Origin of the sequence: Janthinobacterium sp. OK676 (assembly GCF_900103595.1) — a bacterium.
Lineage (GTDB): Bacteria > Pseudomonadota > Gammaproteobacteria > Burkholderiales > Burkholderiaceae_D > Janthinobacterium.
The window spans coordinates 1-25591 of sequence record NZ_FNHA01000012.1 but is presented as its reverse complement, the minus strand read 5'-3'; the positions used below and the strand labels follow the sequence as shown (position 1 = coordinate 25591).

30 protein-coding genes are annotated in these 25591 nt (G+C 62.6%); 10 read left to right on the top strand and 20 right to left on the bottom strand.

Translation table 11 applies throughout. The features are described 5' to 3' along the window. Positions 1 to 61: 61 nt before the first annotated feature. Complete coding sequence (locus tag BLU39_RS21565) at positions 62 to 616, bottom strand: hypothetical protein (RefSeq protein WP_139178432.1); 555 nt, start codon at positions 614 to 616, stop codon at positions 62 to 64. A gap of 311 nt (positions 617 to 927) precedes the next feature. Here BLU39_RS21565 and BLU39_RS21560 point away from each other — a divergent pair, with 311 nt between their 5' ends. The 3 genes from BLU39_RS21560 to BLU39_RS21550 all read left to right on the top strand — a co-directional run bounded on the left by BLU39_RS21560 (position 928) and on the right by BLU39_RS21550 (position 3690). Further along, positions 928 to 1311 (top strand): BlaI/MecI/CopY family transcriptional regulator, encoded by a 384-nt coding sequence (locus tag BLU39_RS21560; protein ID WP_092716728.1) that lies wholly within the window; start codon positions 928 to 930, stop codon positions 1309 to 1311. After that, the gene (locus tag BLU39_RS21555; protein ID WP_092716726.1) at positions 1308 to 2555 is read left to right on the top strand and encodes a M56 family metallopeptidase; all 1248 of its coding nucleotides are present in this window, start codon (positions 1308 to 1310) and stop codon (positions 2553 to 2555) included. Before BLU39_RS21560 ends, BLU39_RS21555 begins: the two co-directional genes overlap by 4 nt. A 97-nt stretch (positions 2556 to 2652) precedes the next feature. Beyond that, complete coding sequence (locus BLU39_RS21550; RefSeq protein ID WP_092716724.1) at positions 2653 to 3690, top strand: oxidoreductase; 1038 nt, start codon at positions 2653 to 2655, stop codon at positions 3688 to 3690. Positions 3691 to 3696: 6 nt separating this feature from the next. Here the strand turns inward: BLU39_RS21550 and BLU39_RS21545 are convergent, their stop codons facing one another. The 5 genes from BLU39_RS21545 to BLU39_RS21525 all read right to left on the bottom strand — a co-directional run bounded on the left by BLU39_RS21545 (position 3697) and on the right by BLU39_RS21525 (position 6622). Next, positions 3697 to 3978 (bottom strand): hypothetical protein, encoded by a 282-nt coding sequence (locus BLU39_RS21545; RefSeq protein ID WP_232731293.1) that lies wholly within the window; start codon positions 3976 to 3978, stop codon positions 3697 to 3699. A gap of 47 nt (positions 3979 to 4025) precedes the next feature. Then, positions 4026 to 4490: a carboxypeptidase-like regulatory domain-containing protein gene (locus tag BLU39_RS21540; protein ID WP_198511250.1), complete on the bottom strand. Its 465-nt coding sequence runs from the start codon at positions 4488 to 4490 to the stop codon at positions 4026 to 4028. A 65-nt stretch (positions 4491 to 4555) separates the two neighbouring features. Further along, positions 4556 to 4747: a YqaE/Pmp3 family membrane protein gene (locus BLU39_RS21535; protein ID WP_092716721.1), complete on the bottom strand. Its 192-nt coding sequence runs from the start codon at positions 4745 to 4747 to the stop codon at positions 4556 to 4558. Between the two features lie 93 nt (positions 4748 to 4840). Then, positions 4841 to 5707, bottom strand: a complete 867-nt coding sequence (locus BLU39_RS21530; RefSeq protein ID WP_092716719.1) for an alpha/beta fold hydrolase — start codon at positions 5705 to 5707, stop codon at positions 4841 to 4843. 21 nt (positions 5708 to 5728) lie between these two features. Continuing rightward, positions 5729 to 6622 (bottom strand): LysR substrate-binding domain-containing protein, encoded by an 894-nt coding sequence (locus BLU39_RS21525; RefSeq protein WP_034749390.1) that lies wholly within the window; start codon positions 6620 to 6622, stop codon positions 5729 to 5731. A gap of 125 nt (positions 6623 to 6747) precedes the next feature. Here BLU39_RS21525 and BLU39_RS21520 point away from each other — a divergent pair, with 125 nt between their 5' ends. Continuing rightward, positions 6748 to 7491: a sulfite exporter TauE/SafE family protein gene (locus tag BLU39_RS21520; RefSeq protein WP_092716717.1), complete on the top strand. Its 744-nt coding sequence runs from the start codon at positions 6748 to 6750 to the stop codon at positions 7489 to 7491. Continuing rightward, positions 7491 to 7733, top strand: coding sequence for a GNAT family N-acetyltransferase (locus BLU39_RS21515; protein ID WP_157808878.1), 243 nt, complete (start codon positions 7491 to 7493; stop codon positions 7731 to 7733). Before BLU39_RS21520 ends, BLU39_RS21515 begins: the two co-directional genes overlap by 1 nt. Here the strand turns inward: BLU39_RS21515 and pyrE are convergent. After that, positions 7730 to 8392: an orotate phosphoribosyltransferase gene (pyrE, locus tag BLU39_RS21510; protein ID WP_010393161.1), complete on the bottom strand. Its 663-nt coding sequence runs from the start codon at positions 8390 to 8392 to the stop codon at positions 7730 to 7732. The genes BLU39_RS21515 and pyrE overlap by 4 nt on opposite strands. Positions 8393 to 8501: 109 nt before the next feature. Here pyrE and BLU39_RS21505 point away from each other — a divergent pair, with 109 nt between their 5' ends. After that, entirely contained in the window at positions 8502 to 9278 is a 777-nt protein-coding gene (locus BLU39_RS21505; RefSeq protein ID WP_092716712.1) for an exodeoxyribonuclease III, read from the top strand. 98 nt (positions 9279 to 9376) lie between these two features. Here the strand turns inward: BLU39_RS21505 and BLU39_RS21500 are convergent, their stop codons facing one another. The 13 genes from BLU39_RS21500 to BLU39_RS21440 form a co-directional block, all read right to left on the bottom strand. Next, the gene (locus tag BLU39_RS21500; RefSeq protein WP_092716710.1) at positions 9377 to 10279 is read right to left on the bottom strand and encodes an RluA family pseudouridine synthase; all 903 of its coding nucleotides are present in this window, start codon (positions 10277 to 10279) and stop codon (positions 9377 to 9379) included. A 1-nt stretch (position 10280) separates the two neighbouring features. Further along, complete coding sequence (locus tag BLU39_RS21495) at positions 10281 to 11183, bottom strand: M48 family metallopeptidase (RefSeq protein ID WP_092716708.1); 903 nt, start codon at positions 11181 to 11183, stop codon at positions 10281 to 10283. Further along, entirely contained in the window at positions 11164 to 12423 is a 1260-nt protein-coding gene (locus BLU39_RS21490; RefSeq protein ID WP_092716705.1) for an AmpG family muropeptide MFS transporter, read from the bottom strand. Before BLU39_RS21490 ends, BLU39_RS21495 begins: the two co-directional genes overlap by 20 nt. After that, on the bottom strand, positions 12423 to 13034 hold the full coding sequence (gene metW / locus BLU39_RS21485) for a methionine biosynthesis protein MetW (RefSeq protein WP_034749410.1): 612 nt from the start codon (positions 13032 to 13034) through the stop codon (positions 12423 to 12425). The genes BLU39_RS21490 and metW overlap by 1 nt, the downstream gene beginning before the upstream one ends. Continuing rightward, positions 13031 to 14230: a homoserine O-succinyltransferase MetX gene (locus BLU39_RS21480; protein ID WP_092716703.1), complete on the bottom strand. Its 1200-nt coding sequence runs from the start codon at positions 14228 to 14230 to the stop codon at positions 13031 to 13033. The genes metW and BLU39_RS21480 overlap by 4 nt, the downstream gene beginning before the upstream one ends. Before the next feature lie 135 nt (positions 14231 to 14365). Further along, the gene (gene ptsP, locus BLU39_RS21475; protein ID WP_092717187.1) at positions 14366 to 16108 is read right to left on the bottom strand and encodes a phosphoenolpyruvate--protein phosphotransferase; all 1743 of its coding nucleotides are present in this window, start codon (positions 16106 to 16108) and stop codon (positions 14366 to 14368) included. Between the two features lie 44 nt (positions 16109 to 16152). Continuing rightward, complete coding sequence (locus tag BLU39_RS21470; protein WP_010393142.1) at positions 16153 to 16422, bottom strand: HPr family phosphocarrier protein; 270 nt, start codon at positions 16420 to 16422, stop codon at positions 16153 to 16155. A gap of 90 nt (positions 16423 to 16512) precedes the next feature. Further along, positions 16513 to 16917: a PTS sugar transporter subunit IIA gene (locus BLU39_RS21465; protein WP_035824452.1), complete on the bottom strand. Its 405-nt coding sequence runs from the start codon at positions 16915 to 16917 to the stop codon at positions 16513 to 16515. 14 nt (positions 16918 to 16931) lie between these two features. After that, a complete protein-coding gene (gene gshB / locus BLU39_RS21460; RefSeq protein ID WP_092716701.1) occupies positions 16932 to 17888 on the bottom strand; it encodes a glutathione synthase in 957 nt (318 codons plus the stop codon). 97 nt (positions 17889 to 17985) lie between these two features. Then, positions 17986 to 19284 (bottom strand): glutamate--cysteine ligase, encoded by a 1299-nt coding sequence (gene gshA, locus BLU39_RS21455; RefSeq protein WP_034749425.1) that lies wholly within the window; start codon positions 19282 to 19284, stop codon positions 17986 to 17988. 204 nt (positions 19285 to 19488) lie between these two features. Beyond that, the gene (locus BLU39_RS21450; protein ID WP_092716699.1) at positions 19489 to 21027 is read right to left on the bottom strand and encodes an ammonium transporter; all 1539 of its coding nucleotides are present in this window, start codon (positions 21025 to 21027) and stop codon (positions 19489 to 19491) included. A gap of 11 nt (positions 21028 to 21038) precedes the next feature. Beyond that, positions 21039 to 21377 (bottom strand): P-II family nitrogen regulator, encoded by a 339-nt coding sequence (locus BLU39_RS21445; RefSeq protein ID WP_010393464.1) that lies wholly within the window; start codon positions 21375 to 21377, stop codon positions 21039 to 21041. A gap of 11 nt (positions 21378 to 21388) precedes the next feature. Next, positions 21389 to 22156, bottom strand: a complete 768-nt coding sequence (locus BLU39_RS21440) for a TorF family putative porin (protein WP_092716697.1) — start codon at positions 22154 to 22156, stop codon at positions 21389 to 21391. 270 nt (positions 22157 to 22426) lie between these two features. On the opposite strand from BLU39_RS21440, the gene BLU39_RS21435 reads away from it, so the two are divergent. The 4 genes from BLU39_RS21435 to BLU39_RS21420 all read left to right on the top strand — a co-directional run bounded on the left by BLU39_RS21435 (position 22427) and on the right by BLU39_RS21420 (position 25442). Then, the gene (locus BLU39_RS21435) at positions 22427 to 22675 is read left to right on the top strand and encodes an accessory factor UbiK family protein (RefSeq protein WP_092716695.1); all 249 of its coding nucleotides are present in this window, start codon (positions 22427 to 22429) and stop codon (positions 22673 to 22675) included. Positions 22676 to 22785: 110 nt separating this feature from the next. After that, a complete protein-coding gene (locus BLU39_RS21430) occupies positions 22786 to 24306 on the top strand; it encodes a YifB family Mg chelatase-like AAA ATPase (protein ID WP_092716692.1) in 1521 nt (506 codons plus the stop codon). Positions 24307 to 24370: 64 nt separating this feature from the next. Further along, positions 24371 to 24916: a hypothetical protein gene (locus BLU39_RS21425; RefSeq protein ID WP_092717184.1), complete on the top strand. Its 546-nt coding sequence runs from the start codon at positions 24371 to 24373 to the stop codon at positions 24914 to 24916. 181 nt (positions 24917 to 25097) lie between these two features. After that, a complete protein-coding gene (locus BLU39_RS21420; RefSeq protein ID WP_092716690.1) occupies positions 25098 to 25442 on the top strand; it encodes a DUF1840 domain-containing protein in 345 nt (114 codons plus the stop codon). Positions 25443 to 25591 lie beyond the last annotated feature (149 nt).

Sequence of the window (25591 nt, the reverse complement as noted above, 5' to 3'; positions counted from 1 at the left end):
TTGAAAAAAAAAGGACGCCACGGCGTCCTTTTTTTATGCGCAACAGGCATGTTTTCCGTCTTTACGACACACCAGCTGCAACTGCATCAGCCGGCTTGCGGCAGAAGAAGGAACTGAACACCGTGGCGACGTCCCGGCACACCATGAGTGGCAAGGCTTGCTGCGTATCGTCGTCATGCACACTGACACCGCAGCCTCCCAGAGAGAAGAACCCGCCTGCTTTGTCATCCGTCCGCAAGGTGTATTTGTGCCCTTCCTGCAGCTGGGCAGCAAAGGAAATCGAACACTCGTGGGATGACCCCAAAGGATAATTCACGAAAAAATGCGACACGCCAGCCGGCAGCCTGGTTACCACTGGCTTGGATTGGTAATCCTTATTGAAACTGGCCAACGTAAAACTGCGCTGGGCAGCCCATTTCCCGTCCGCGGCAAAATCGACCTCGTTACGCCACACGACAGCCACTTTCCTCGATCCCGTGAAAATGGGCTTGATGGCCAGCGTCGTCGAAGGTTGTACCGGATTCGGCAATTTATATTGGGGGTGCGGCGCCGTATTAATGCATCCTGCCAGAAGCAAGGCACAGCTTGTCGACAGGATTGCTGCTTTGATTGTCATGGGAAGAGTTGGGCCTGGGTCAGCGAGGCTTCATAAATAGATGGATTAACAGGCAACGGCCAGATAGGGCAAACTGTACTCTTGGTGAAATTGGCAATGATTATATAGTAATTTCTCAAATGCAACCAATTTCTGTCATTCTGTCCAATGACTTGCGTCCCACGCCGCTGCCGGACAGGAACTATACCAGTATGTCTAGTTCATCTCACGCTTAAAAACAGCACTTTTTTCCAATCTGAAAATTAAAGTATACATTTTTGTCTACAAGGTTTAATCTAGCCCTATTGAATTTCAGGCAAGAGGAAAACCGCATGGCCAAGACACCCGACATTCCGAAACCGACGGCAGCCGAACTCGATCTGCTGCAGGCACTGTGGCCGCTGGGCGCCGCCACGGCCAAGCAGGTGCACGAGGCGATGGCGCTGGCCAAACCGGCCATCACGTATGGCACCGTGCTGCGCCTGATGCAGATCATGCACGGCAAGGGCTTGCTGATCCGCGACGAAAGCCAGCGCTCGCACGTGTATGCGCCGGCGCAGGCGCAGGACAGCCTGCAGACGAACCTGCTCAAGGAATTGATGCAGAAGGCCTTTGCCGGTTCCGCCAAGGCGCTGGTGCTGGCGGCGCTGCGCACGGGCGTGTCGCGCGCCGAACGCGAAGAGATCGAAAAAATGCTCAAGGACGATCAGTCATGAGCGGCTTCGTGCCAGCGCTGGGCTGGACCCTGCTGCACTTCCTGTGGCAAGGCTTGCTGATCGGCTGCGCCACGGCGCTGGCGTGGACAGCCCTGCGCAATGCGCGTCCTGAAGCGCGCTACGCCGTCGGTTGCGGCGCCCTGCTGGCCTGCCTGGCATGGCCGGCGGCGGGCTTGTATCTGCGCCTGGCCGGCGGTGATATCACGGGCGCCTTGTACTCCAGCGCTTTGCTGCCCGCCGCCCTGCTGGCGCCCGACAGCCTGCCCGACCTGGACCTGCTGCTGCGCGCCGTCGTCGGCGTGTGGGCCCTGTGCGCCGCCATGCTGGCCGTGCGCATGGCGCTGGGCATGCTGTGGATAGAACGCAGCGCCAGGAACACGGGCACCACGCATGGACAACTGCAGACCAGGCTGTCGCGCATGGCGCACGATGCCGGCGTGACGCGGCCCGTGCGGCTGCGCGTACTCGATGGCATCGCCAGTCCGCTCACGGCCGGCATCTGGCGTCCCATGGTGCTGGTGCCCGCCGCGCTGTTGACCGGCATGCCGCCGCACCTGCTCGACGCGCTGCTGGCGCACGAACTGGCGCACATCCGGCGCCACGATTATCTGATCAACCTGCTGCAAAACGCCATCGAGGCGCTGCTGTTCTTCCACCCTGCCGTCTGGTGGATTTCACGCGGCGTGCGCCTCGAACGCGAACATATTGCAGATGATTTCGCAGCAAGACAACTGGGCGAACCGCGGCGTCTGGCTCTTGCACTCTCGGAACTGGAACGTCTCCAGTTCTCAACCCACCACCTGGCCCAGGCGGCCAACGGAGGAGATCTCATGTCACGTATCACACGATTGCTGCGCCCCGCACCACAAACCCTGAACTGGAAGGCGGCCGTGCCGCTGCTGGCCCTGGCCGGCGCCTGCCTCGGCATTTACGGCCAGGCCGTCGCCGCCGACAGCGCGCCCGTGCTGGAACGCCGCCCCATCATCGACTTTGGCGTCTGCGGCAAACCGGTCTGGCCAGCCGCATCCCTGAAGGCGAAGGAAGAGGGCACGGTCACCATGTCCTTCGACGTCGATGCCGCCGGCAAGGTAACGGATTCGAGCGTGGTCAAGAGCAGCGGCCATCCGGCCCTCGATGAGGCGGCGCGCAGCGGCATTGCCAAGTGCACGTTCAAGCCGGCCCTCGCTGGCGGCAAGCCTGTCGGCGCCAGCGTGAAGGTGCAATACGTCTGGCGCCTGAAGTAATGTCTGGGCGGCGGCAGCGCAGCAACATCGCAGCAGCGCTGCCGCCGCCCGCTTGCGGGTATGATCATGGATTCTTCCACGCACCTGTGAACACGCCATGAACAAGATCAAAACCGGCCTCGTCGGCTACGGCTTTGCCGGCTCCACCTTCCACGCTCCCGTCCTGTCCGCCATCGATGCCCTGGAACTGGCGGCCGTCGCCTCCAGCAAGCCGGAGCTCGTGCACAAGGATTGGCCGAACGCCACCGTGCATGCGCAGCCCGCGCAGCTGTTTGCCGATCCATCGATCGAACTGGTCGTCATCGCCGCGCCCAACGAAGCGCATTTCAGCCTGGCGCAAGCGGCCCTGCAGGCAGGCAAGCACGTGGTGGTCGACAAGCCATTCACCATTTCCAGTGCCGAGGCGCAGAGCCTGATCGCGCTGGCGAAAGAACGCAAGCTGGTGCTCAGCGTGTACCACAACCGCCGCTGGGATGGCGACTTCCTCACCCTGAAAACGCTGCTGGCGCAGGGCACCCTGGGCCGCATCGCCAGCGTCGAATCGCATTTCGACCGCTTCCGCCCCGAGATCCGCCAGCGCTGGCGCGAGTCCGGCGCGCCCGGCGGCGGCTTGCTGTACGACCTGGGTCCGCACATGCTGGACCAGGCCATGCAGCTGTTCGGCCAGCCGGAAAAACTGTACGCCGATATCGCCCTGCAGCGCGATGGCGCGCAAGCCGTCGACTACATGCACATCGTGCTGTACTACGACCGGTTGCGCGTGGTGCTGCAAGCGGGCTGTCTGGTGAAGGCGCCGACGGCGCGCTTCGCCGTGCATGGCGACAAGGGCAGCTTCGTGAAGTTCGGCCTCGATCCGCAGGAAGACGCCCTGAAGGCGGGCGGCACGCCTGGACAGCCCGGCTGGGGCGTGGACCCCGTGCGCGGCGCGCTGCATCTGGGCACGCAGCCGGACGGACATTTCGAGCACCTTGAGATGCAGGCGGGCCGCTACCAGGACTTTTACCAGGGCATGGCCGACGCCATCCGTCACGGCGCAGCGGCGCCCGTGGCGGCCGAAGATGCGGCGGCGACGATACGCCTGATCGAACTGGCGCTGCAAAGCGCCGCCGAAGGGCGCGTGCTCGCGGTCAGCTAATCTAATTCAGTTGATGACGAAGGCCAGCACCACGGCGCCCAGCGCCAGCAGGGCGAGGCCGCAAATGAACAGCAGCTCGCCCCACCATTCGTAGCGCTGGCGCGACTGGCCGGGGCGCAGCGACATGAACGAGAGCACGGCGCTGACGAGAAAGACGATGGCGTCGACAGCGAGCAGCTTGTCGATGGCCACGCGCACCTCGCCGCGCGGCGCCAGGTGCCCGATCGACAGCACCGTCATGCACACGCCGACCATCGTCGCCGACGTGGGCAGGATATGTGCCGACAAGCCCCTCGCCGACAAGCCCTGTTCAGGCGCCTTGCCGTCGCCCGCTATCAAGGCCGGCCCTGGTTCGTTCCCGCCGGCCAGACCAGCTCCACGCGCGCGGACGATCCCGCCTTGATTTGCACCTTGCGTTCCAGTGTCTTGCCGGCCAAGGTGGCGCGCAGGCTGTAGCTGCCCGGCGCCAGCTTCGCCAACAGGAACGGTCCGCTGGCCGTCGTTTCCAGCACCGAAGCCCCCTTGGCGTCGCGTATTTCCAGCTTCACGTCCGAGGCAAATTCCGCCTTGTCCGCCGCCTGCACGGAAAACTCGAGGCTCAAGGGCCACTGCCGGCTGGCGCTCTTGATGGCCGTCGACTCGTCGAGGCCAATGCCGCCGCTCAGGTATTCCACCGCTCCGCTCTTCTGCACGGGCGGCAGTGCGCTGTCGGCTTGGGCCTGTGCCGCACTTCCCAGCAACAGCCCGGCGGCCAGCATTGCCGCCGCCAGGCCCAGGGTACCGCGTCTGTCTGGTGCCATCTCACTCTCCTCATGTCGGTCGAATCAAGATAGGAAGCGCAGCTTAAACAGGACTTAGACCCACATCAGCGCCGGCGCATGGCCTCCGCGATTTTCTGGTCCGTCTTGTACTGGCTCAGCGCATACACGGCCCAGATCGTCGCTGGCAGCCAGCCGATCAGGGTGATTTGCAGGATCAGGCAAATGATGCCGGCGATCGGGCGGCCGATCGTGAAAAAGGTCAGCCACGGGAGTATCAGGGCAATCAGCAAGCGCATCGTTCGTTCCTTGAGTATTCCCCTGTGCCGCGGGGACCGGGCCGGCATACCGGCGGTTAATTCAGTCTAGCCGATTATAACGATACCGGCGCCTCACGCCGGCACGGGTGCCAGCAGTTTTTCCATCCACGCCAGGATGGCGGCAAAGATGACGTCGCGGTTCACTTCATTGAAATTCTCGTGATAATTGGCCGGATAGTAGTGATAGTCGAGCAGGCCATCGGGCACGCTGCGCAGCATGCTTTCCGTGGCGCGGCTGTCGGCCAGCTTGTCGTCGCCCGCCACCACGGCGAACAGGGGGAAGCGCCAGTCCGACAAGCCGCCCGCCAGTTCCTTTTGCGCCGACGTCAAGGCATGGGCGAAGCGCACCGAGGCCGCACTGGCGCGGATGCCATCGCGCTCGTCCTGGAAATGGCGCGCCGTAATGGTTTGATCGTGCGTCAGCAGCATGGTCAGGTTCCCCAGCGGCACTTTCATCGTGGGGAAGCGCCGCGCCAGCCAGCCCGACAGCATCTGCAGCACCTTCGGCACGGGTATCGCATTCACGTAATACGGCGACGAGATAATAAAACCCTTGATGGCCGCATCGTCCGCAAAACGCCCCAGCCCCAGATGGGTGGCGATCAGGCCGCCCATCGAGTGGCCCATGACGAATACGGGCAAGCCCGGATACGTTTGCTTGATCCAGGCCAGGAACAGCTCCGCGTCGTCGAGGAAGGCGTCGAACGAGGGAATGTCCACCTTGCGCTGGCCATCGTGGCCCACCATGTCGAAGCTGACGGTGGCGATGCCGTGCTGGCGGAAGTAGAGCGCCGGCGTGACGTAGTCGCCCGCATGCGCCATGCCGCCGTGGATCGCCAGGATCACGGCGCGGGGATGCTCGGGCTGCCAGATGTGGATGGGCCGCTCGACCTGATCGCTGCACAGCAGGCTGGCCATCTTGTCTTCTGAAAAACGCATCGCTGCTCCTGTCATGCCCTGTCACGCCTTCAGATGATCGATCAACTGGCGCGCATACAGGGGTAATTCACTGAACTGGCGCACGCAAATGGTGAGATTGCGTACCGACCAGGGATCGGATAATTCCAGGCAGCGCAGCGCCATCGTCTGCTGGCAGCGGCTGGCCGCCGCCAGCGGCACGACGCTGATGCCCACGCCGCTGGCCACCATGCGGCAGACGGCATCGAAGCTGCGCAGCCGCACGCGCACCTTCAATGGGCGTCCCAGACGCGCCGCATGCATGCCCAGGTATTGCTGCATCGCGCTGTCGTCGGCCAGACCGATGAAATCGTGATCCAGCACGCTGGCAAAATCGACGACGCCATCCTGGCCCAAGGCACGGTGGTGCACGCCATCGGCCGCCGCGATGACCACCAGCCGGTCGGGGCGAAACAAAAACGTCTGCAAGCCGCGCATGTCGACCGAGTCGGACACGATGCCCATGTCGGCCAGTCCTTCCGAGACGGCCTTGACGATATCGTAACTGAGACGCTCTTCCAGGTCGATGGTCAGGTTCGGATGGCGGTCGAGAAAAGCGCCTAGCGCCTCGGGCAAAAATTCGCTGAGCGCGGCCGTATTGCACAGCAGCCGCAACTGCCCTTTCAAGCCGCGCGCAAATTCGCCAAGTTCGCCGCGCATTTTCTCCATTTGCAGCAACACCAGGCGCGCGTGATGGAGCAAGGTCTGGCCCACGGGCGTCGGCTCCACGCCACGCCGCCCGCGCAGCAGCAAGGGCATGCCCAGCATCTCTTCCATGCCGCGCACGCGTGCGCTGCTCGACGCCAATGCGAGATGGCTGCGCGCGGCGCCCGCCGTCAGACTCCCCGCCTCCACAACGTTCACAAACAGCTGCAAATCGACCAGATCAAAGCGCATGGCGGCTCTCCTTTGCGCCATCTTACCAGCCTTCGCTTTTAACTTAGGCTGACTCAAAATAATCCGCCTTGGCGAAAGTACGTGCGACGCGCAAAATCCACGCACACTCATTCTGCAATCAAAACATGGACATCGTATTTTTGCTGGCGGTCGGCGCCAGCTTTCTGGCCGCTGGCTTCGTCAAGGGCGTAGTCGGACTAGGCTTGCCGACGGTGGCCATGGGCACGCTCAGCCTCGTCATGCCGCCCGTGCAGGCGGCCGCCCTGCTGATCGTGCCATCGATGGTGACGAACGTGTGGCAACTGGCGGCCGGCCCCGGCCTGCGCGCCCTGCTGCGCCGTTTGTGGCCCATGCTGGCCGCCGTCATGGCCGGCACTGTGGCGGGCGGCGCCCTGCTGCCGGCCGACAGCGGCGCCTGGGCCGTCGTCGCGCTGGGCGTGGCGCTGATGCTGTATGCGCTGGCGGGATTGTTATCGCTGCAGCTGCGCGTGCCGGCGCGGCACGAAGCGTGGCTGGGGCCCGTGGCGGGAGCCGTGACGGGACTGGTGACGGCCGCCACGGGCGTCTTCGTCATCCCCGCCGTGCCGTATCTGCAGGGCCTGGGGCTGGCGCGCGATGCGCTGGTGCAGGCGCTGGGCCTGGCGTTTACGGCATCGACCGTGGCGCTGGCGGCCAGCCTTGCCCTGCACGGCAACTTCAGCCTCGGCGCGGCCGGCGCTTCCGCGTATGCGCTGCTGCCGGCGCTGGCCGGCATGCTGGCCGGTCAATGGCTGCGCGGACGCATCGCGCAGCAGGTATTCAAGCGCTGCTTTTTTGCCGGGCTGTTTGCCCTGGGCTTGCATGCGGCGGTCAAACCATGGATGGCGTGATGCAGATCGACTGGCAAGGAGACAGCGCGCTGTGCGCGTGGATCGACGGCCAGCAGGTGGCCATGCTCGACATCAGCCGACACGCCGATGAAGTGACGGTGAACATGCTGTTCGTGAAACCGCCATTCCGCCGGCGCGGCATCGGCGGCGCACTGTTGCGGCGGCTGTTGCAATGCCACCCGCAAGCTGCCACCGCCTGCAGCGACCCGCGGCTGCGGGCGCTGCTGGAGAGAACTACTTAAATACCATACCGATTGCGGTATGCGGAGACGGCTTCTTTATATTTCAGCAATTCCGGATCAGCGCCCGCGCCATTCAGGTAGCCGAACAGATCGTCCAGGTTGCCGATCGAGATGACGGGGATGCCATACTGTTTCGACACTTCCTGCACCGCCGAACTTGGTGACAGCTGGCCATCCGGGCCGGAACGCTCCATGCGGTCCAGGGCGATCAGCACGGCGCATGGTTCGGCGCCAGCGGCGCGTATCATGTCCACCGATTCGCGCACCGAAGTGCCGGCCGAGATCACATCGTCAATGATGACGACTTTGCCATGCAGCTTGGCGCCAACGATGGTGCCGCCTTCGCCATGGTCCTTGGCTTCCTTGCGGTTGAAGGCGAACGAGGTGTTGCGGCCCTTGCCGGCCAGCGCCACGGCGGTGGCCGACGCCAAAGTGATGCCCTTGTAGGCGGGGCCGAACAGCATGTCGAATTCCACGCCCGAGTCGAGCAGGGTTTGCGCGTAGAACTGCGCCAGTTCGGCCAGGGTGGCGCCGTCATGGAACAGGCCCGCATTGAAGAAGTACGGCGACTGGCGTCCGGCCTTGGTGGTGAACTCGCCGAACCGCAAGACTCCCTTGGATACTGAAAACGCGATAAACTGCTGGCGTAAATTATTCACATTAGCCTCATTTTTTAAAAGTGCCTGTATTTTAATCCGCGCGCACCGGCGAGACAATCGCCATGCCGCGCCCGCCGGCCCCGTACAACGCCCTTTTCACTCTCGACCTATGCCAAAAATTATTTCCGCCAATCTGAACGGTATCCGTTCCGCCGCCAAAAAAGGCTTTTTCAACTGGATGGGCACGCAGACGGCCGATTTCATCTGCGTGCAGGAATTGAAGGCGCAGCTGCCCGACATGACGCCGGAATTCCTCAACCCGCACGGCTACCATGGCCATTTCCACTATGCCGAGAAAAAGGGGTATTCGGGCACGGGCGTGTACAGCAAGGTCGAGCCGGACGCCGTGCATATCGGTTTCGGCAGCCCTGAATTCGATGCCGAAGGCCGCTACGTGCGCTGCGATTTTGGCAACCTCTCCGTCATTTCCGTGTACTGCCCGTCCGGCTCGTCCGGCCCGGAACGCCAGGAAGCCAAGTTCCGCTTCATGGAGCTGTTCCTGCCGCACCTGCTGGAATTGAAGTCGCTGGGCCGCGAAGTGGTCATCTGCGGCGACTGGAACATCGCCCACCATGAAATCGACTTGAAGAACTGGAAGGGCAACAAGAAGAATTCCGGCTTCCTGCCCGAGGAACGGGCATGGCTGACGCGCGTCTTCGACGAAGTGGGCTTCGTCGACGTGCACCGCGGCCTGGACAAGCGCGAAGACCAGTACACGTGGTGGAGCAACCGCGGCCAGGCCTACGCGAAGAACGTGGGCTGGCGCATCGATTATCACGTCGCCACCCCCGGCATCGCGGCCCAGGCGCACACGGTCAGCGTCTACAAGGACGAGCGTTTTTCCGACCATGCACCGTTGATCATCGATTACACGGTCAAAGGTTGATTTTATACGTCCGTGGTGGCGTCGGATTAGGTGGGGCCGCCGAGGCCGCAGGGCCGTCATCCGACGACATTGTTGGCCGCGCCAGTGGCGGTGTCGGATTACCCGAGCACGCGCCGGCTTTCAAAATGGCGCGGCTCGCCCGTCAACGGGTCCGTAAACTCGATGGCGCGCGCCAGCAGCTGCAAGGGCTGCGACATGTCGTCTTCCTTGCACGGCAGGGCCACGGGATAAAACGCATCGTTGACGATGGGGATGCCGAGCGACGCCAGGTGCACGCGCAGCTGGTGCTTGCGCCCCGTGTGCGGCTGCAGCCGGTACAGGGCGACAATGCCGCGCTCCTCGATGACGTCGACGACGGTTTCCGAATTCGGCTCGCCCGCTTCCTCGCGCATCAGGAAAAACTGCGCGCCCTCGACCATGCGGCTGCGGTAGGTGAACGGGAATTCCCGGCCCGCCAGCACGGGCGCCAGCGCTTCATACGTCTTGCGCACTTCGCGGCGCTGGAACAGCGACTGGTAGGCGCCCCGGCTCGACGGCTGGCGCGAAAAGATCACCACGCCGGCCGTCTCGCGGTCGAGGCGGTGAATCGGCGTCAGCGCGGCGCAGTCCAGTTTTTTCTTCAGGCGCGTCAGCAGGGTCTCCTGCACGAAGCGCCCGCCCGGCGTCATGGGCAGGAAGTGCGGCTTGTCGACGACGATCAGATGCTCGTCCTGGAACAGGATGGCTTCCTGGAAGGGAATCGGCGTTTCCCGTTCCAGTTCGCGGTAGTAAAAAATGCGCATGCCGCGCTTGTACGCGCTGTCGGGCCCGAGCACGGCGCCGTCGCCATTGACCACTTCGCCGCGCGCCATGCGATCCAGCCATTGCGCCGCGCTGATCTGCGGGTAGCGTTCGAGCAGAAACGACAGCATGTCGGGCCACTGCCCTTCCGGCAGCCACAGATAGCTGGGCGCCACGCCGTCGCGCATGGGCAAGGGTGCGGCGGCGTGACGGGCCGGCATTCTAGCGCTGCGCGATGGCGTTGCTGCGGTAGGGCGGCAAGGCGTCCACGCTGACGCCCTTGCTGCGCGCGTACAGCGGCAGCACTTGCGCCATGTGGCTGTTCATCTGCGAGATGCGGTCCTTGCCCGACGGGTGGGTCGAGAGGAATTCCGGCGGCGCGCCCGCGCTCACGGCCGCCATCTTCTGCCACAGCACGACGCCGGCGCGCGGATCGAAGCCGGCGCGCGCGGCCAGGTCCATGCCGATCAGGTCCGCTTCGCGTTCATCGTCGCGCGAGAACTTCAGCATCACGCCCTTGGCCGCCATGTTCGTCGCCGTGCTGGTCAGATTCGGGTCGACGCCGAGCCAGGCCGACAGTCCCGCGCCGGCCAGCTTGGCGCCGACGGCGGCCAGGTTGCCCTTGCCGGCCTGCGCCTGCGAATGCTCGCGCAAGGCGTGCGAAATTTCATGGCCCATGACGATGGCCACTTCATCGTCGGTCAAATTCAATTTGGTGATGATGCCGCTGTAAAAAGCGATCTGCCCGCCCGGCATGCAAAAAGCGTTGACCTCGTCCGAGTTGAGCAGGTTGACCTGCCAGTTCCAGCTGGCCGCCGCCTCGTTCCAGCGCGTGGCGAACGGGATGATGCGCTGGGCGATGGCGCGCAGGCGTTTGACTTGCGGATCGCTGTCGGGCACCAGCGCATTCTTTTCCTTCGCCTCATTGACCAGCTGCGTATATTGCTGCTTCGATTCCGCATTGAAATCGGCGCCGCCGGCGAAGATGCGCGTGGTCGACAAGGGACGCACCTTGATGCCATCCTGTACCGTCGCCTGCTGGGCGTGGGTGGAAAGGGGCGCCAGCGCGGTGGCCGCGCACAGGCTGGCCAGGACGGTGTAACGTTTAAGGGATATTGGTGCCATTGGCAGACCTCCATGGAGCAATTTTAGGCAGCATCATCATGGCCGGGAAGGCCAGGAAGAAGCACACGATGAAAAACGAGAACCAGCCCAGCTCGGCGACCAAAAAGCCCACCGAGGCATTGATCAGGGTACGAGGCACGGCGCTCAGGCTGGAAAACAAGGCATATTGCGTGGCCGTATAGCGCGGGTCCGTGCTGCGCGACAGGAAGGCGACAAAGGCGGCCGCGCCCAGCCCCAGGCTGGCGAAAGCTTCAAAACCGATCACGGCGCTCAGTAGCATGGTATTCGGTCCCACCTGCGCCAGCCAGGCGAATCCCAGAATGGCGATCGCCTGCAGCGCGCCGAAGACCCACAGGCCCCGGTTGATGCCCAGCTTGAGCATCCATACGCCGCCCACCACGCCGCCGGCCAGGCTGGCCCAGAAACCCGTGGTGTTGGCGGCCAGGCCGATCTGCGTCATGGAAAAACCCAGGTCCAGATAGAACTTCGTCGCCAGCGCCGTGGCCATGCTGTCGCCGATTTTGTAGAGTAATACGAAGGCAAGTATCCACATTGCGTTACGCCAACCATCGCGCGCGATGAATTCCTGGAACGGCAGAATGATCGCTTCGCGCATGGTCTTCGGCGGCGAGCCGTACACGGTCGGCTCCTTGATCAGCAGGGTGCAGACAAACCCCGGCAGCATGAAGGCGGCCGTGATCCAGAAGACGGGCTGCCACGGCATGCGGTCGGCCAGGATCAGCGACAGCGCGCCCGGCACCATGCCCGCCACTTTATACGCATTGACGATGACGGCCGCGCCCAGGCCCTGCTCGTTATCGCTGAGGATTTCGCGCCGGTAGGCGTCGATGACGATGTCCTGGCTGGCAGACAGAAAGGCCACGCCGCCAGCGGCCGCCGCGATCAGGCCGATCTGCGTGAGCGGGTCCAGCATGCCCATGCCGCCGATGGAAAAGAACAGCGCCACTTGCGTGAGCGCCATCCAGCCGCGCCGCCTTCCCAGTCCCAGGATGCGGTAGCGGTCCATCAGGGGCGCCCACAGGAATTTCCAGATGTAGGGGAACTGCACCAGGGCGAACAGCCCCAGCGCCTTGACGTTCAGGCCCGACTTGGCCAGCCACGCCTGCAGCAGGTACAGCAGGATGAACAGGGGCAGGCCGGAACTGAAGCCCAGCACCAGCACGGCCAGCATGCGGCCATTGGCATGGGAACGCCAGCCAGGCGCCGGGCTTTTGCTCATCAATGCACCGCTTTTTTACGCAGGCGGAAGACGGCCAGGTCGCCACGCAGATTCGGCAGCACGGAAACCATCTTGCCTTCGGCCAGGGCCACGCATTCGATCACTTCCAGGCCGCATTCCTCGGCCAGTTCGCGGAAGTCGTTGATGGTGGCGCAGCGCACGTTCGGCGTGTCGTACCACTGGTAGGGCAGCGATTTCGACACGGGCATGCGGCCTTTGAGCAGCGCCACGCGGTGCGGCCAGTAGGCGAAGTTGGGGAACGAGACGATGGCCTCGGCGCCCACGCGCACGATGTCGCGCAGCAGCGGCTCGACCTGCTTCATCATCTGCAGGGACGACAGGCACAGCACCGTATCAAAACTGTTGTCGCCAAAAATCGACAGGCCCTTTTCCATGTCCTGCTGGATCACGTTCACGCCACGGCGGGTGCTGGCCAGCACCTTGTCGTCGGCAATCTCGATGCCATAACCGCTGCATTCCTTGTCGCTTTGCAGATACTGCAGCATCACGCCTTCGCCGCAGCCCACGTCCAGCACGTGCGCATTGTTCGGCACCCAGTGGGCGATGAAGGCCAGGTCGGGGCGCAGCGCGCTCAATTCGTCAAAAGTCATGCGGTCTCCTTCGCGCCCTGGCGGACGGCGGTGTTCTGTACTGCGGCGGGCGCACCCGCCCCGATGTCGTTCCAAACCTGGCCGTAATAGGCGCGCACCATGTTCATGTAGCGCGCATCTTCCAGCAAAAAGGCGTCGTGGCCGTGCGGCGCGTCGATCTCGGCATACGTGACCTGGCGGCGGTTGCACACGAGCGCCTCGACGATTTCGCGGCTGCGCTCGGGCGAAAAACGCCAGTCGGTGGAAAACGAGGCGAGGAAGAACTTGGCCTTGGTGCCCGACAGGGCCTTGGCCAGGTCGCCGCCATGCGCGCGCGCCGGATCGAAATAATCGAGCGCCTTGGTGATCAATAAATACGTGTTGGCGTCGAAGTATTCGGAAAACTTGTCGCCCTGGTAGCGCAGATACGATTCGATCTCGAAATCGATGCCGAAGCCGAATTTGTAGTCGCCCGTCTGCGTCGCGTCGCGCAGCTTGCGGCCGAATTTTTCGGCCATATCGTCATTCGACAGGTAGGTGATGTGGCCCACCATGCGCGCCACGCGCAAGCCGTTCTTCGGCACCACGCCGTGCGCATAGAAGTCGCCGCCATGGTAATCGGGGTCGGACAGGATGGCCTGGCGCGCCACGTCGTTGAAGGCGATGTTTTGCGCGGACAGCTTGGCCGTCGAGGCGATCACCACGCAGTGGCGCAGCCGCTCGGGGAACATGATGCTCCACGCCAGCGCCTGCATGCCGCCCAAAGACCCGCCCATCACGGCGGCGAACCGGGTGATGCCCAGTTCATCGGCCAGGCGCGCCTGCGCACTGACCCAGTCTTCCACCGTGACGACGGGGAAGGCGGCGCCATACGGCTTGCCGGTGGCGGGATTGGTGTGCATGGGGCCCGTCGAGCCGAAGCAGGAACCGAGGTTGTTGACGCCGATGACGAAGAATTTGTCCGTGTCGAGCGGCTTGCCGGGGCCGACCATATTGTCCCACCAGCCCGTGCTTTTCGGCTCGTCGGCGTAGACGCCGGCCACGTGGTGCGAAGCGTTCAGGGCGTGGCAGACCAGCACCGCGTTCGATTTGTCGGCGTTCAGGGTGCCGTAGGTTTCATACATCAACATATAGTCCCGCAGCGATGCTCCGCTTTGCAGCTGCAGGGGTTGCGCAAAATACATGGTTTGCGGCGAAACGATTCCAATGGATGACATGTGTGTCGGTTTATAAAAGGGGGGCGGCCCCACGGGCCATGGTCGATGCAGCACCGCGATGATAGGTGCTGCAACTTTAGCATCAGCACACCTCTTGCCACGCGCGAGGTGTCCTGATGCCGATAAGGTGACAGTTTACATGAGCTGCAGCTGCTGGACGGCTTCGGCGATCACATTTGGTTCCATGGAACGCATAATTTTGCGCATTTGTGGCGCAATCAGGCCCAGGTCGCTGTTGAGGATCTCTTGCTTGACCGCCAACAGCTGGGCCGGATGCATGGAAAACTCGCGCAGTCCCATGCCCAGCAGCAGGCGCGTGAGCTTCACGTCGCCCGCCATCTCGCCGCAGACGGCCACGTCGATGCCCGCCTTGTGGCCGGCCGCGATCGTCATGGAGATCAATTGCAGAACGGCCGGGTGCAGCGGATTGTACAAATGCGCCACTTCGTAGTCGACCCGGTCGATGGCCAGGGTGTACTGGATCAGATCATTCGTGCCGATCGACAGGAAGTCCATGCGCTTGACGAACATGGGCAAGGCCAGCGCGGCGGCCGGAATCTCGATCATGGCCCCCACTTCGACGTCATCGTCGAACTTGACGCCCTCCTCGCGCAGGCTGGCCTTCGCTTGCGCGATCATGGCCAGCGACTGGTCGATCTCGAATGCATGCGCGAGCATGGGGATCAGGATGCGCACCTTGCCGAAGGCCGAGGCGCGCAGGATGGCGCGCAGCTGCGTCAGGAACAGCTGCGGCTCGGCCAGGCAATAGCGGATGGCGCGCAAGCCGAGGGCGGGATTCAGGGCCGTATGGTCTGCCTGGTCGAGCGGCTTGTCGGCGCCGATGTCGAGCGTGCGGATGGTCACCACGCGGCCCTTCATCGACTGCACCGTGTTGCGGTAGGCCTCGAATTGCTCGTCCTCGGTGGGGATCTTGTGGGCGCGGCCCATGAACAGGAATTCGGAGCGGAACAGGCCCACGCCGCTGGCGCCGGACTCCAACGCAAACGCGCAATCCTCGGGCAATTCGATATTCGCCAGCAGGGTGACGGGCGTGCCGCATTTGGTGACGGCCGGCGTCTTTTTCAGCTTGCCCAGCTTCTTGCGCGCGCGCTGCATGGCCACCTGGCGCTCGCGGTACTGTTCCAGCACCAGCGGGCTGGGGTTGGCGATGACGACACCGGCGTCGCCGTCGATGATCAGCCAGTCGTCCTGCTCGATCAGCATCGACGCCTGCGACATGCCGACGGCGGCCGGGATATCGAGGCTGCGCGCGACGATGGCCGTGTGCGAGTTCTGCCCGCCCACGTCGGTGATGAAACCGATGAAGGAGCGGTCGCGGAACTGCAGCATGTCGGCCGGCGAAATATCGTGGGCGACGACGATCATCTGCGCCACCAGCTCGTCCGCGGTGGCTGCCTTGGGCAGCAGCTGTTCCGTGCCCAGCAAGACCTTCAGCACGCGCTCGGCCACTTGCTGGATGTCGGCCTTGCGCTCGCGCAGGTACGGGTCTTCGATTTCGTCGAACTGGGCCGACAATTCATCGATTTGCGTCAGCAGCGCCCATTCGGCGTTGTAGTGGCGCGAACGGATGATGTCGAGCGGCGCTTCGGCGATCATCGGGTCCGACAGGATCAGCGCATGCACGTCGATGAACGCGCCCAGTTCCGTGGGGGCGTCCTTCGGCAGCTCGTTCCACAGGATTTGCAGTTCCTTGTGGACGGTGGCGATGGCGTTTTGCAGGCGCTGGACTTCGGCTTCGATCTGCTCCTGCGCCACCAGGTAATGTTTGACGTCAAGGGCGGCCGGCGCCAGCAGGTGCGCGCGGCCGATGGCGATGCCGCGGGAAACCGGGATGCCGTGGAGCGTGAAAGATGCCATGGGGTGACCTGTCGGAATGCGGCTGCGGCTGCGTTCGGCGGGCATTACTCGCCTTCGCCAAACCTGTCATTAATCAGGGCGGTGAGCGCATCGACACATGCCTGCTCGTCATCGCCCTCGGCTTCCAGGGTCACTTTCGCGCCCTTGCCGGCGGCCAGCATCATCACGCCCATGATGGACTTGGCATTGATGCGGCGCGCATTGCGGGTCAGCCAGACGTCGCTCTTGAACTTGGCGGCGAGCTGGGTAAATTTGGCGGAGGCGCGTGCGTGCAGTCCCAGCTTGTTGATGATTTCGAGTTCTTTTTGAATCATTTTTGTATGGTCTCTATCCCTGAATGCACTGCATTGTTGCCAGCCCTGCTATAAAACCCGCCGCCTTCAGGGCGGCGGCCATGTCACTCTTTACTCGCCCACGCGAATGCGGTTATCGACGCGCACGGCGCCGCTTTGCGCACCGGCCAGCGCCATCTCCACCACCACGTCGAGCGTGTCGCGGCGGTACGTGATGGCGCGCAGCAGCATCGGCAGGCTGATGCCGGCGATGACTTCCACCCTGCCCGCGTCGGCCAGCTTGTTGCAGCAGTTCGACGGCGTGCCGCCCTTCACGTCGGTAATCACCAGCACGCCGGAACCGTCGTCGAGGCGGCAGATGGCGTCCGACGCCAGCTTCTGCACTTCCGCCAGGTCCTGGTCGGCGACGACGTCGATGGCTTCAAACCGTTCCGTTGGCCCCCGGAACACGTGCGCGCAGGCGGCGATGAATGCCTGTCCCAGCGGTGCATGTGTCATGAGCAAAATCCCTACCATAGTCATTCCACCTTTTAGCGCTGCTGCGCTTGCGCAACGCCATGCTCGACGGCGTCGACAAACATGGCGGCCACGTCAAAACCCGTCTGCTGCATGATTTCCTGGAAACAGGTCGGGCTGGTGACGTTGACTTCCGTCAGGTAGTCGCCGATCACGTCCAATCCTACCAGCATCAGGCCGCGCGCGGCCAGGATCGGGCCCAGCTTTTCAGCGATTTCCAGGTCGCGCGCCGTCAATGGCTGCGCCACGCCCGTGCCACCGGCGGCCAGGTTGCCCCGCACTTCGCCCGCTTGCGGGATGCGCGCCAGCGAAAACGGCACCGGCTTGCCGCCGATGACGAGGATGCGCTTGTCGCCCTTGACGATGTCGGCGATGAAACGCTGCGCCATGATGGTTTGCGCGCCGTTGTCCGTCAGCGTCTCGATGATGGCGCCCAGGTTCAGGCCGTCGGCCTTGACGCGGAAGATGCCCGTGCCGCCCATGCCGTCGAGCGGCTTGAAGATGACGTCCTGGTGCTTGGCGTGGAAGGCGCGCAGGCGCGCTTCGTCCGACGTCACCAGGGTCGGCGACGTGAATTCGGAAAACTGGGCGATGGCCAGCTTTTCGTTGTTGTCGCGGATGGCGGACGGCCTGTTGAAGACGCAGGCGCCCTGCTTTTCCGCCAGTTCCAGCAAATACGTGCCATACACGTATTCCATGTCGAACGGCGGGTCCTTGCGCTCGATGATGGCGTCCAGCGCCGACAAGCGCACTTCTTCGGTGGAGACTACCTTGTACCAGTCGTGCTCGTCACCCGTCAGCTCGATGTGTTTGACCCTTGCCGTGACGATGCCCTCTTCCAGCGCCATGTCCTTCTGTTCGAAGGCGTAGACGGCGTGGCCGCGTTTGGCCGCCTCGCGCATCATGGCGAAAGTGGAATCTTTGTAAGTCTTGAAGCCTGCCAGCGGGTCGGCAAGGAATGCAATTTTCATGGTGCGTCCAATCGGGGAGCCTGGATAAGGAATGCTTGATTCTAGCCGAGATCGCCAGGCGCGGTAGTCGCCGCGCCCGGCAAGTCTCGTCGGTGGCTCAATACACCTCGGGATTCGGGTCCGTGCGCTCCATTTCCAGCGACGCGGCCAGCAAGGCCAGGCGCGCCACCACGCCATACACATAGAAGCGGTTCGGCGCGGCCGTGCCCGGCTTGGCCTTCAAGTCCGGCACGGCATGCTGCTGGGCAAACGCCAGCGGCACGTACTGCGAGCCGGGCGCGTTCAGGTTCTGGTCCACGCCTTTTTCAGCATGCACGCGGTAGAAGCCGCCCACCACATAGCGGTCGATCATGTAGACGACGGGCTCGGCCACGGCATCCTTGATGCTTTCAAACGTGGGTACGCCTTCCTGGATGATGACGTCGGTCACCAGCTGGCCATCCTTGACGATGGACATTTTTTCGCGCTGCTTGCGCGACAGGTCGCGCACTTCGCTCGCGTCGCGCACCGTCATGATGCCCGTGCCATACGTGCCCGCATCGGGCTTGACGATGACGAACGGCTTTTCCTTGATGCCGTATTCCTTGTATTTCTTGCGGATCTTGGCCAGCAACACGTCGACGCTGGCGGCCAGCGCATCTTCGCCCTCGCCTTCCTGGAAATTGACGTCGCTGCACTTGGCGTGGAAAGGGTTGAGCATCCACGGGTCGACATCGATCATCTTGCCGAATTTTTTCACCACTTCATCGTAGGCCGTGTAGTGGTTGCTCTTGCGACGCAAGGCCCAGCCAGCGTGCAAGGGCGGCAGCAGGCTTTGCTCATGAATATTTTGCAAGATATCGGGTATACCGTCCGACAAGTCGTTATTCAGCAGAATCGTGCACGGGTCGAAATCCTTCAAGCCCAGACGGCGGCCATTGTTCAGGCGCACGAGCGGCTCGATGACGAGCATGTTGCCGTCCGGCAGTGCCAGCGGCGTGGGTTGGGTAATCTCGGGCGACCACGAGCCGAAGCGCACGTGCAGCCCCGTCTGGCGGAAGATTTGCATCAATCGCGCCACGTTTTGCAGGTACTGCGGCGTAGTGTTGTGCAATTCCGGCACGATCAGCAGATTACGGGCATCCGGGCAATACTTGTCGATGGCGGCCATGGCCGCTTGCACGGACAGGGGCAGCATTTCCGTGGCCAGGTTGTGAAAACCGCCAGGGAACAGATTGGTGTCGACGGGCGCCAGCTTGTAGCCGGCGTTGCGCAAGTCTACCGAGCAATAGAAGGGCGGCGTGTGCTCTTGCCACTCCATGCGAAACCAGCGCTCAATGGCCGGCGTCGCGGCCAGAATCTTTTTTTCGAGGTCGAGCAGCGGTCCGGTCAGGGCCGTGACGAGATGGGGAACCATAGTTACATCCTTAAATTATGTGCAGTATTCAAAAAAGCACACAGAACTGCCGACTATATTACCGTGTAAGTACCCCAAATCGGGGCAAAAGCCTTGTTTTAAAGACCTTTTACATTCCCACAACGAAAAAAAGGCACCTCAATGAGGCGCCTTTTCCAGCCGGACATGCCGCGCCGGAGCGCTGGCATGCCAGATAATTACTATTTAGCCATGATACGCCTGCTCGCCATGGCTCGTGATATCGAGGCCTTCGCGCTCTTCTTCTTCCGGTACGCGCAGGCCAATGACGATGTCGACCAGTTTATAGGCGATGACGGAAATGATGGCAGACCAGAGGATGGTGGTGCCGACCGCTTGCGCCTGCACCCACACTTGATGGCCGATCGAGTACGGATCCGCCGACATCTTGTTGGTGACATAGTCGAAGATGCCCTGGCCGCCCAATTGTGGTGCAGCAAACACACCCGTCAGCAAGGCACCGAGGATGCCGCCCACGCCATGCACGCCGAACACGTCGAGCGAATCGTCGGCGCCGATCAGGCGTTTCAGGCCATTCACGCCCCACAGGCAGACAATACCTGCCAGCAAGCCCATGACCAGGCCGCCCATCGGGCCGACAAAGCCGGCCGCCGGGGTGATCGCCACCAGCCCGGCGACGGCACCCGAAGCGCCACCGAGCATCGATGGCTTGCCTTTGCTGATCCACTCGCCGAATACCCACGACAGGGTGGCGGCGGCAGTGGCCAGCAAGGTATTGACGAAGGCCAGCGCAGCCACGTCGCCCGCTTCCAGCGAGGAACCGGCATTGAAACCGAACCAGCCCACCCACAGCAGGGATGCGCCTATCATGGTCATCGTCAGCGAGTGCGGCGCCATCGATTCGCGGCCGTAGCCGACGCGCTTGCCGATCATGATCGCGCCCACCAGGCCGGCGACGGCGGCGTTGATGTGCACGACGGTGCCGCCGGCGAAGTCCAGCGCGCCTTTTTGCCAGATCCAGCCAGCCTTCAGGGCTTCGCTGGCCGAGGTGGCGGCGTTGGTGATCAGGTCAGGACCGGTCCAGAACCACACCATGTGGGCCGCTGGCAGGTAGGCGAACGTGAACCACAGCACGACGAAGGCCAGCACGGCGGAAAACTTGGCGCGCTCGGCAAAGGCGCCGACGATCAGTGCGCAGGTGATGGCGGCAAACGTGCCCTGGAAGGCGACAAACACGAACTCGGGAATGACGACGCCCTTGCTGAAGGTGGCGGCGGCGGCAAACGTGCCCTTGGCCGGGTCCCAGATACCGTTCAGGAACAGGCGGTCGAAGCCACCGAAGAAGGCGGTTTTTTCCGTGAAGGCGATCGAATAGCCGTAGATGCACCACAGCACGACGACCAGCGCGAACACCATGAACACTTGCATCAGCACCGACAGCATGTTCTTCGAGCGCACCAGGCCGCCGTAGAACAGGGCCAGGCCGGGAATCGTCATCAAGATCACCAGCAAGGTGCTGATCATCATGAAGCTGGTATCGCCCTTGTTGGCGACGGGCGCGGCGGCTGGCGCGGCAGCGGCCGGGGCCGGAGCGGCGGCAGCCGGCGCTACTGCGTCAGGCACCGGCGTGACGGCGGGGGTGGCGACGGCCGTGGTGGTGGCCGCCTCCGTCTTGGCGGGGGCATCGGCAAAGCTCGGCGTGGCAACGCCAAACGCACACAGACAGGCAAACCCAGCTAGCAATTTTGTTATATTTTTACGCATCAATATTCCCCTTAGAGCGCTTCGTTGCCGGTTTCACCGGTACGGATGCGGATGACCTGTTCCAGGTTGTAGACGAAAATCTTGCCATCGCCGATTTTACCGGTACGCGCGGCGCCTTCGATCGCTTCGATGGCCTGGTCGACAATGGCGTCATCGACGGCCGCTTCAATCTTGGTTTTTGGCAGGAAATCGACGACATACTCGGCGCCACGGTAGAGTTCCGTGTGACCTTTCTGGCGGCCGAAACCTTTGACTTCCGTGACAGTAATGCCTTGCACATTGATAGCCGACAAGGCTTCGCGTACTTCGTCCAGTTTGAACGGTTTAATGATTGCAGTAATCATTTTCATGGCAGTCTCGCTTAAAAGGTTTTGGATACGGTCAGCACGAGACCGGATTTCGCCAGATTCTTGCCATTGGGTGCCAGCGACGTGATGTTGGCCTTCACGGCAGCGAGGGAAACAGTCGCCATGCCGAAGTCCTTGGTCACGCCGATCTTGACATCGTTATAGCTGAGGGAATCGTTGTGCTCGACTTTCTGGCGGCCCACATGGACGTTCATGATGTAGCCATCGATCAGGTCGAAGTTGCCGCCCACGTCAAGATAGCCGCTGTTCTTGCTGTCGGCCACGCCGAACAGATTGGTGGTCGAGTGCGAGTACTTGATGTACAGCGGGCCATAGCCAAGCTGGCCATACAGCTCGAAGGTGTTAGCATTGGTGCTCAGCCCATTCGAAGGATAGAAGTAGTACAGGCCGCCCACGTCATAGGTAAAATCCTTGCTGATCTCGCCACGCTTGCCAGCATAGATATCCCATTCCAGACTGGTATCGCCGCCGCCATCCTTGATCCATTTGATGCTCGACAGCCAGGTGCCCACGTACAGGCCCGTCGGGTTATGGGTATAGTCGGCGCCGCCGCTGATGGCCGGGTTCAAGCGGCTTTGCGAAATGCCGCGGTAACGGTAGTCGCTGGTCAGCGCCACGTTGTAGCTCACCACGTTATCAGGTACGGCTTCGGCCGCAGCGGGCGCCGCCACTGCATCCTGGGCCATGGCGCTGCCGCACAAGGCGGTCATGGCCAGCGTCAACGCTGCAGCTAAAGTCATGTTCTTGGACAGATTCTTCATGGCGATTCCCTTTTATTGAACTTTTAAAGCGGTTGAGGTTTAAAATCTTGGCTGGAGATCACAAAGCGTTCATGCCTTCTTTAGCAGAATACGTGCCAGCTCTCTTGCCACCTTGACAGCTGCGTTTCCGGCCATACATACCCTCCAAGCCTGTGGCCATGCGGGTAGGGGCTGCTAAAGCATTATGAATTTGCCCAGTTTCGCACCAGATTAACGCCGCTGTGCACCGCAATGGTGCGATGCACAGGCCGCACCATAAAAGGACTGACCATGGACATGAATACCTTCTTTAACGACTTGCAAGGCAAGATCCATCAAGCCATCGAAAACTCGCCTGCCAAGGATATCGAGAAAAACGTGAAATCGATGATGACCCAGGGCTTCGCCCGCCTCGATCTGGTCACGCGCGAGGAATTCGATATCCAGGCGCAAGTACTGGCCAAGACCCGCGCCAAACTGGACGCACTGGAATTGCGCCTGATCGAACTGGAAACACGCCTGAACGAGCCGAAGGCCTAAGGTGACGCCAGCCAGGCCCGTTATTGACGGCCTTGCTGGCATAGCTCAAGCCTGACGGCGCTTCACGCGCTAGACTGATCCTGCGCGCGCCCGCGCCACAGGGGAGTCTGATGAGTCTGGCCGTCCTGAAAAGCCGCGCCCTGGCCGGCATGGAAGCGCCCGAGGTAAGTGTCGAAGTCCACCTTGCCAATGGCTTGCCTTCCTTTACGATTGTCGGCCTGCCGGATACGGAAGTGAAGGAATCGCGCGACCGCGTCCGTGCCGCGCTGCAAAACTGCGGCTTTGACATGCCGGCGCGGCGCATCACGGCCAACCTGGCGCCGGCCGACCTGCCCAAGGAATCGGGGCGCTTCGATCTGCCCATCGCGCTGGGCATCCTGGCTGCCTCCGGCCAGTTGCCGGGCGATCAATTACATCACTACGAATTCGCGGGCGAACTGTCGCTGTCGGGCCAGTTGCGCCCTATCCGCGGCGCCCTGGCCATGACCTTTGCCATGCAGCGCAAGCAGGCCGGCGCGCCACGCGCCTTCATCCTGCCGCAGGCGAACGCGGACGAGGCGGCGCTCGTCAGCGATGCCTGCATCTATCCCGCCCACAGCCTGCTCGAGGTCTGCGCGCATTTTGCCGCGCACGCCAGCCACACGGCCCTGCAACGCCACCAACCCGTGCTGGCCATACCCGCTTTCGCGTATCCGGACTTCGCCGACGTGCAGGGACAGCAGCAGGCGCGGCGGGCGCTCGAGGTGGCGGCGGCGGGCGGCCATAACGTCCTGATGGTGGGGCCGCCGGGCGCGGGCAAGACCATGCTGGCCAGCCGCTTCCCCGGCGTGCTGCCGCCCATGAGCGACGAAGAGGCGCTGGAATCGGCCGCCGTGCATTCGCTGGGAGGTCACTTCAAGGTGGAACACTGGAAACGGCGCCCCTATCGCGCCCCGCACCAGACGGCGTCCGGCGTGGCCCTGGTGGGTGGCGGCAATGTTCCGCGTCCGGGAGAAATCTCGCTGGCCCACTGCGGCGTGCTGTTTCTCGATGAAATCGCCGAATTCCAGCGCCGGGTGCTCGACGTGCTGCGCCAGCCCATGGAATCGGGCGTGATCAACATTTCACGGGCGGCCCGCCAGGCCGAGTTTCCGGCCCGCTTTCAGCTGATCGCCGCCATGAATCCCTGCCCGTGCGGCTATCTGGGTCACGCCTCGGGACGCTGCCGCTGCACGCCGGACGCCGTGCTGCGCTATCACGGCCGCCTGTCCGGTCCGCTGCTCGACCGTATCGACCTGCAGATTGAAGTGGCCGCCATGCCGCCGGCGGCGCTGGGCCGGCACGCTGGCGCCGGTGAAAGCACGCAAGCCATCGCCACGCGGGTCGCGGCAGCCTTTGCCCTGCAACTGGCACGCCAGGGAAAAGCCAATCAGCGCCTGAGCAGCACGGAAATCGAACAACATTGCCGCCTGGACAAACACGGCGAACAGTTGCTGCATGGCGCCATGGCGCGCCTGCACTGGTCGGCGCGCACCTACCACAGGGTATTGCGCGTGGCGCGCAGCATCGCGGACCTGGCGGGCAGCCCCGGCATCACGCAGGCGCACATTGCCGAAGCAATCCAGTACCGGCGCGTGCTGCGTGAAATATGAAGGCGACAGCGCCCGCCACGCGTGCGCGATTGCGCGCGATCGGCGGCGCTGCTACCATCTGCTGATGAAAAAAACGTCACTTGCCCTCTTTCTGACTACGCTCGCGGCCGCCTGCGTCCTGACCGCCTGCAGTCCGAAATTCGACTGGCGCGACTATCGCAGCCCTGACGCCCAGTTCACGGCCTTGTTTCCCAGCAAGCCCGCCGTGCTGACGCGCGAAATCGATCTCGATGGCAAGAAAGTCAGCCTGACCATGACGGCCAGCGAAATCGATGGCAATACCTTCGCCATCGGCAGCGCCGTGCTCGACAGCGCGGAACAGGCGCAAGCGGCCCTGCCCGCCATGCAAACTGCCCTGTTAAAAAACATCAACGGCACCGTGCGCAGCGAAAAATCGGCCTCGGCGGCCAGCAGCACGGCGGCCGGCAGCCATCAACGCAGCTCGTTGAGCATCGAAGCGACGGGCACGCAGCAAGGCAAGCCGGTCTTGCTGGTCGGGCGTTTTGTGGCGCAGGATAAACGCATCTTCCAGGTCATCATCCTCGGCGAGGAAAGCAAGCTGTCGCGCGAGACCATCGACACCTTCATGGACTCGGTGAAACTGGATTGAGACTTAACGATCGCTTAAACGGGTGTTTTCACGGTAAGCGAGCTCTTGTAAATACGTGCGTTGTCCAACAGATGGGCCTATCCGGCTTGCAAATATGCAATCCGGGACAAACGGACGGCCTGTGCGACATTTCAAGTCGTGATATTGTTTCGACACTAACAACAAGTTTCAGAAAGCGCTTATGTTGATCTCATTCAAATCCAAATCCTCCCCTGAAGTGCTGATGTATCAGGAACATGCCCAGCGTATCCTCGACATCCTGCACAAGAACCCCACGCGCGGCGTCATCACGCCAGCCGAAGCGGGCGATGCCCTGGCCTTGCTGGAAAAAGAGGTCGCGGAAAGTAAATTGCATCCGGAAAATGACATCGAACACGATGTGCATACTCCGGAAACGCTGGAAGATGGCGAAACGGGCGCCCACGCGCGCGCGCAAAAAGTGCATTTTTCACAGCGCGCCTATCCCTTGATGGAAATGCTGCGCTCGGCCAAGGCGGAAAATGAAAGTATCACCTGGGGCATCTGATCCGATGAATGCCGCAGGCGAAAAAAAACCCCGCACCTAGCGGGGTTTTTTTATATAACAAGCCTGACGATAACCTACTTTCACACTGGTTGCAGCACTATCATCGGCGCAAAGTTGTTTCACGGTCCTGTTCGGGATGGGAAGGGGTG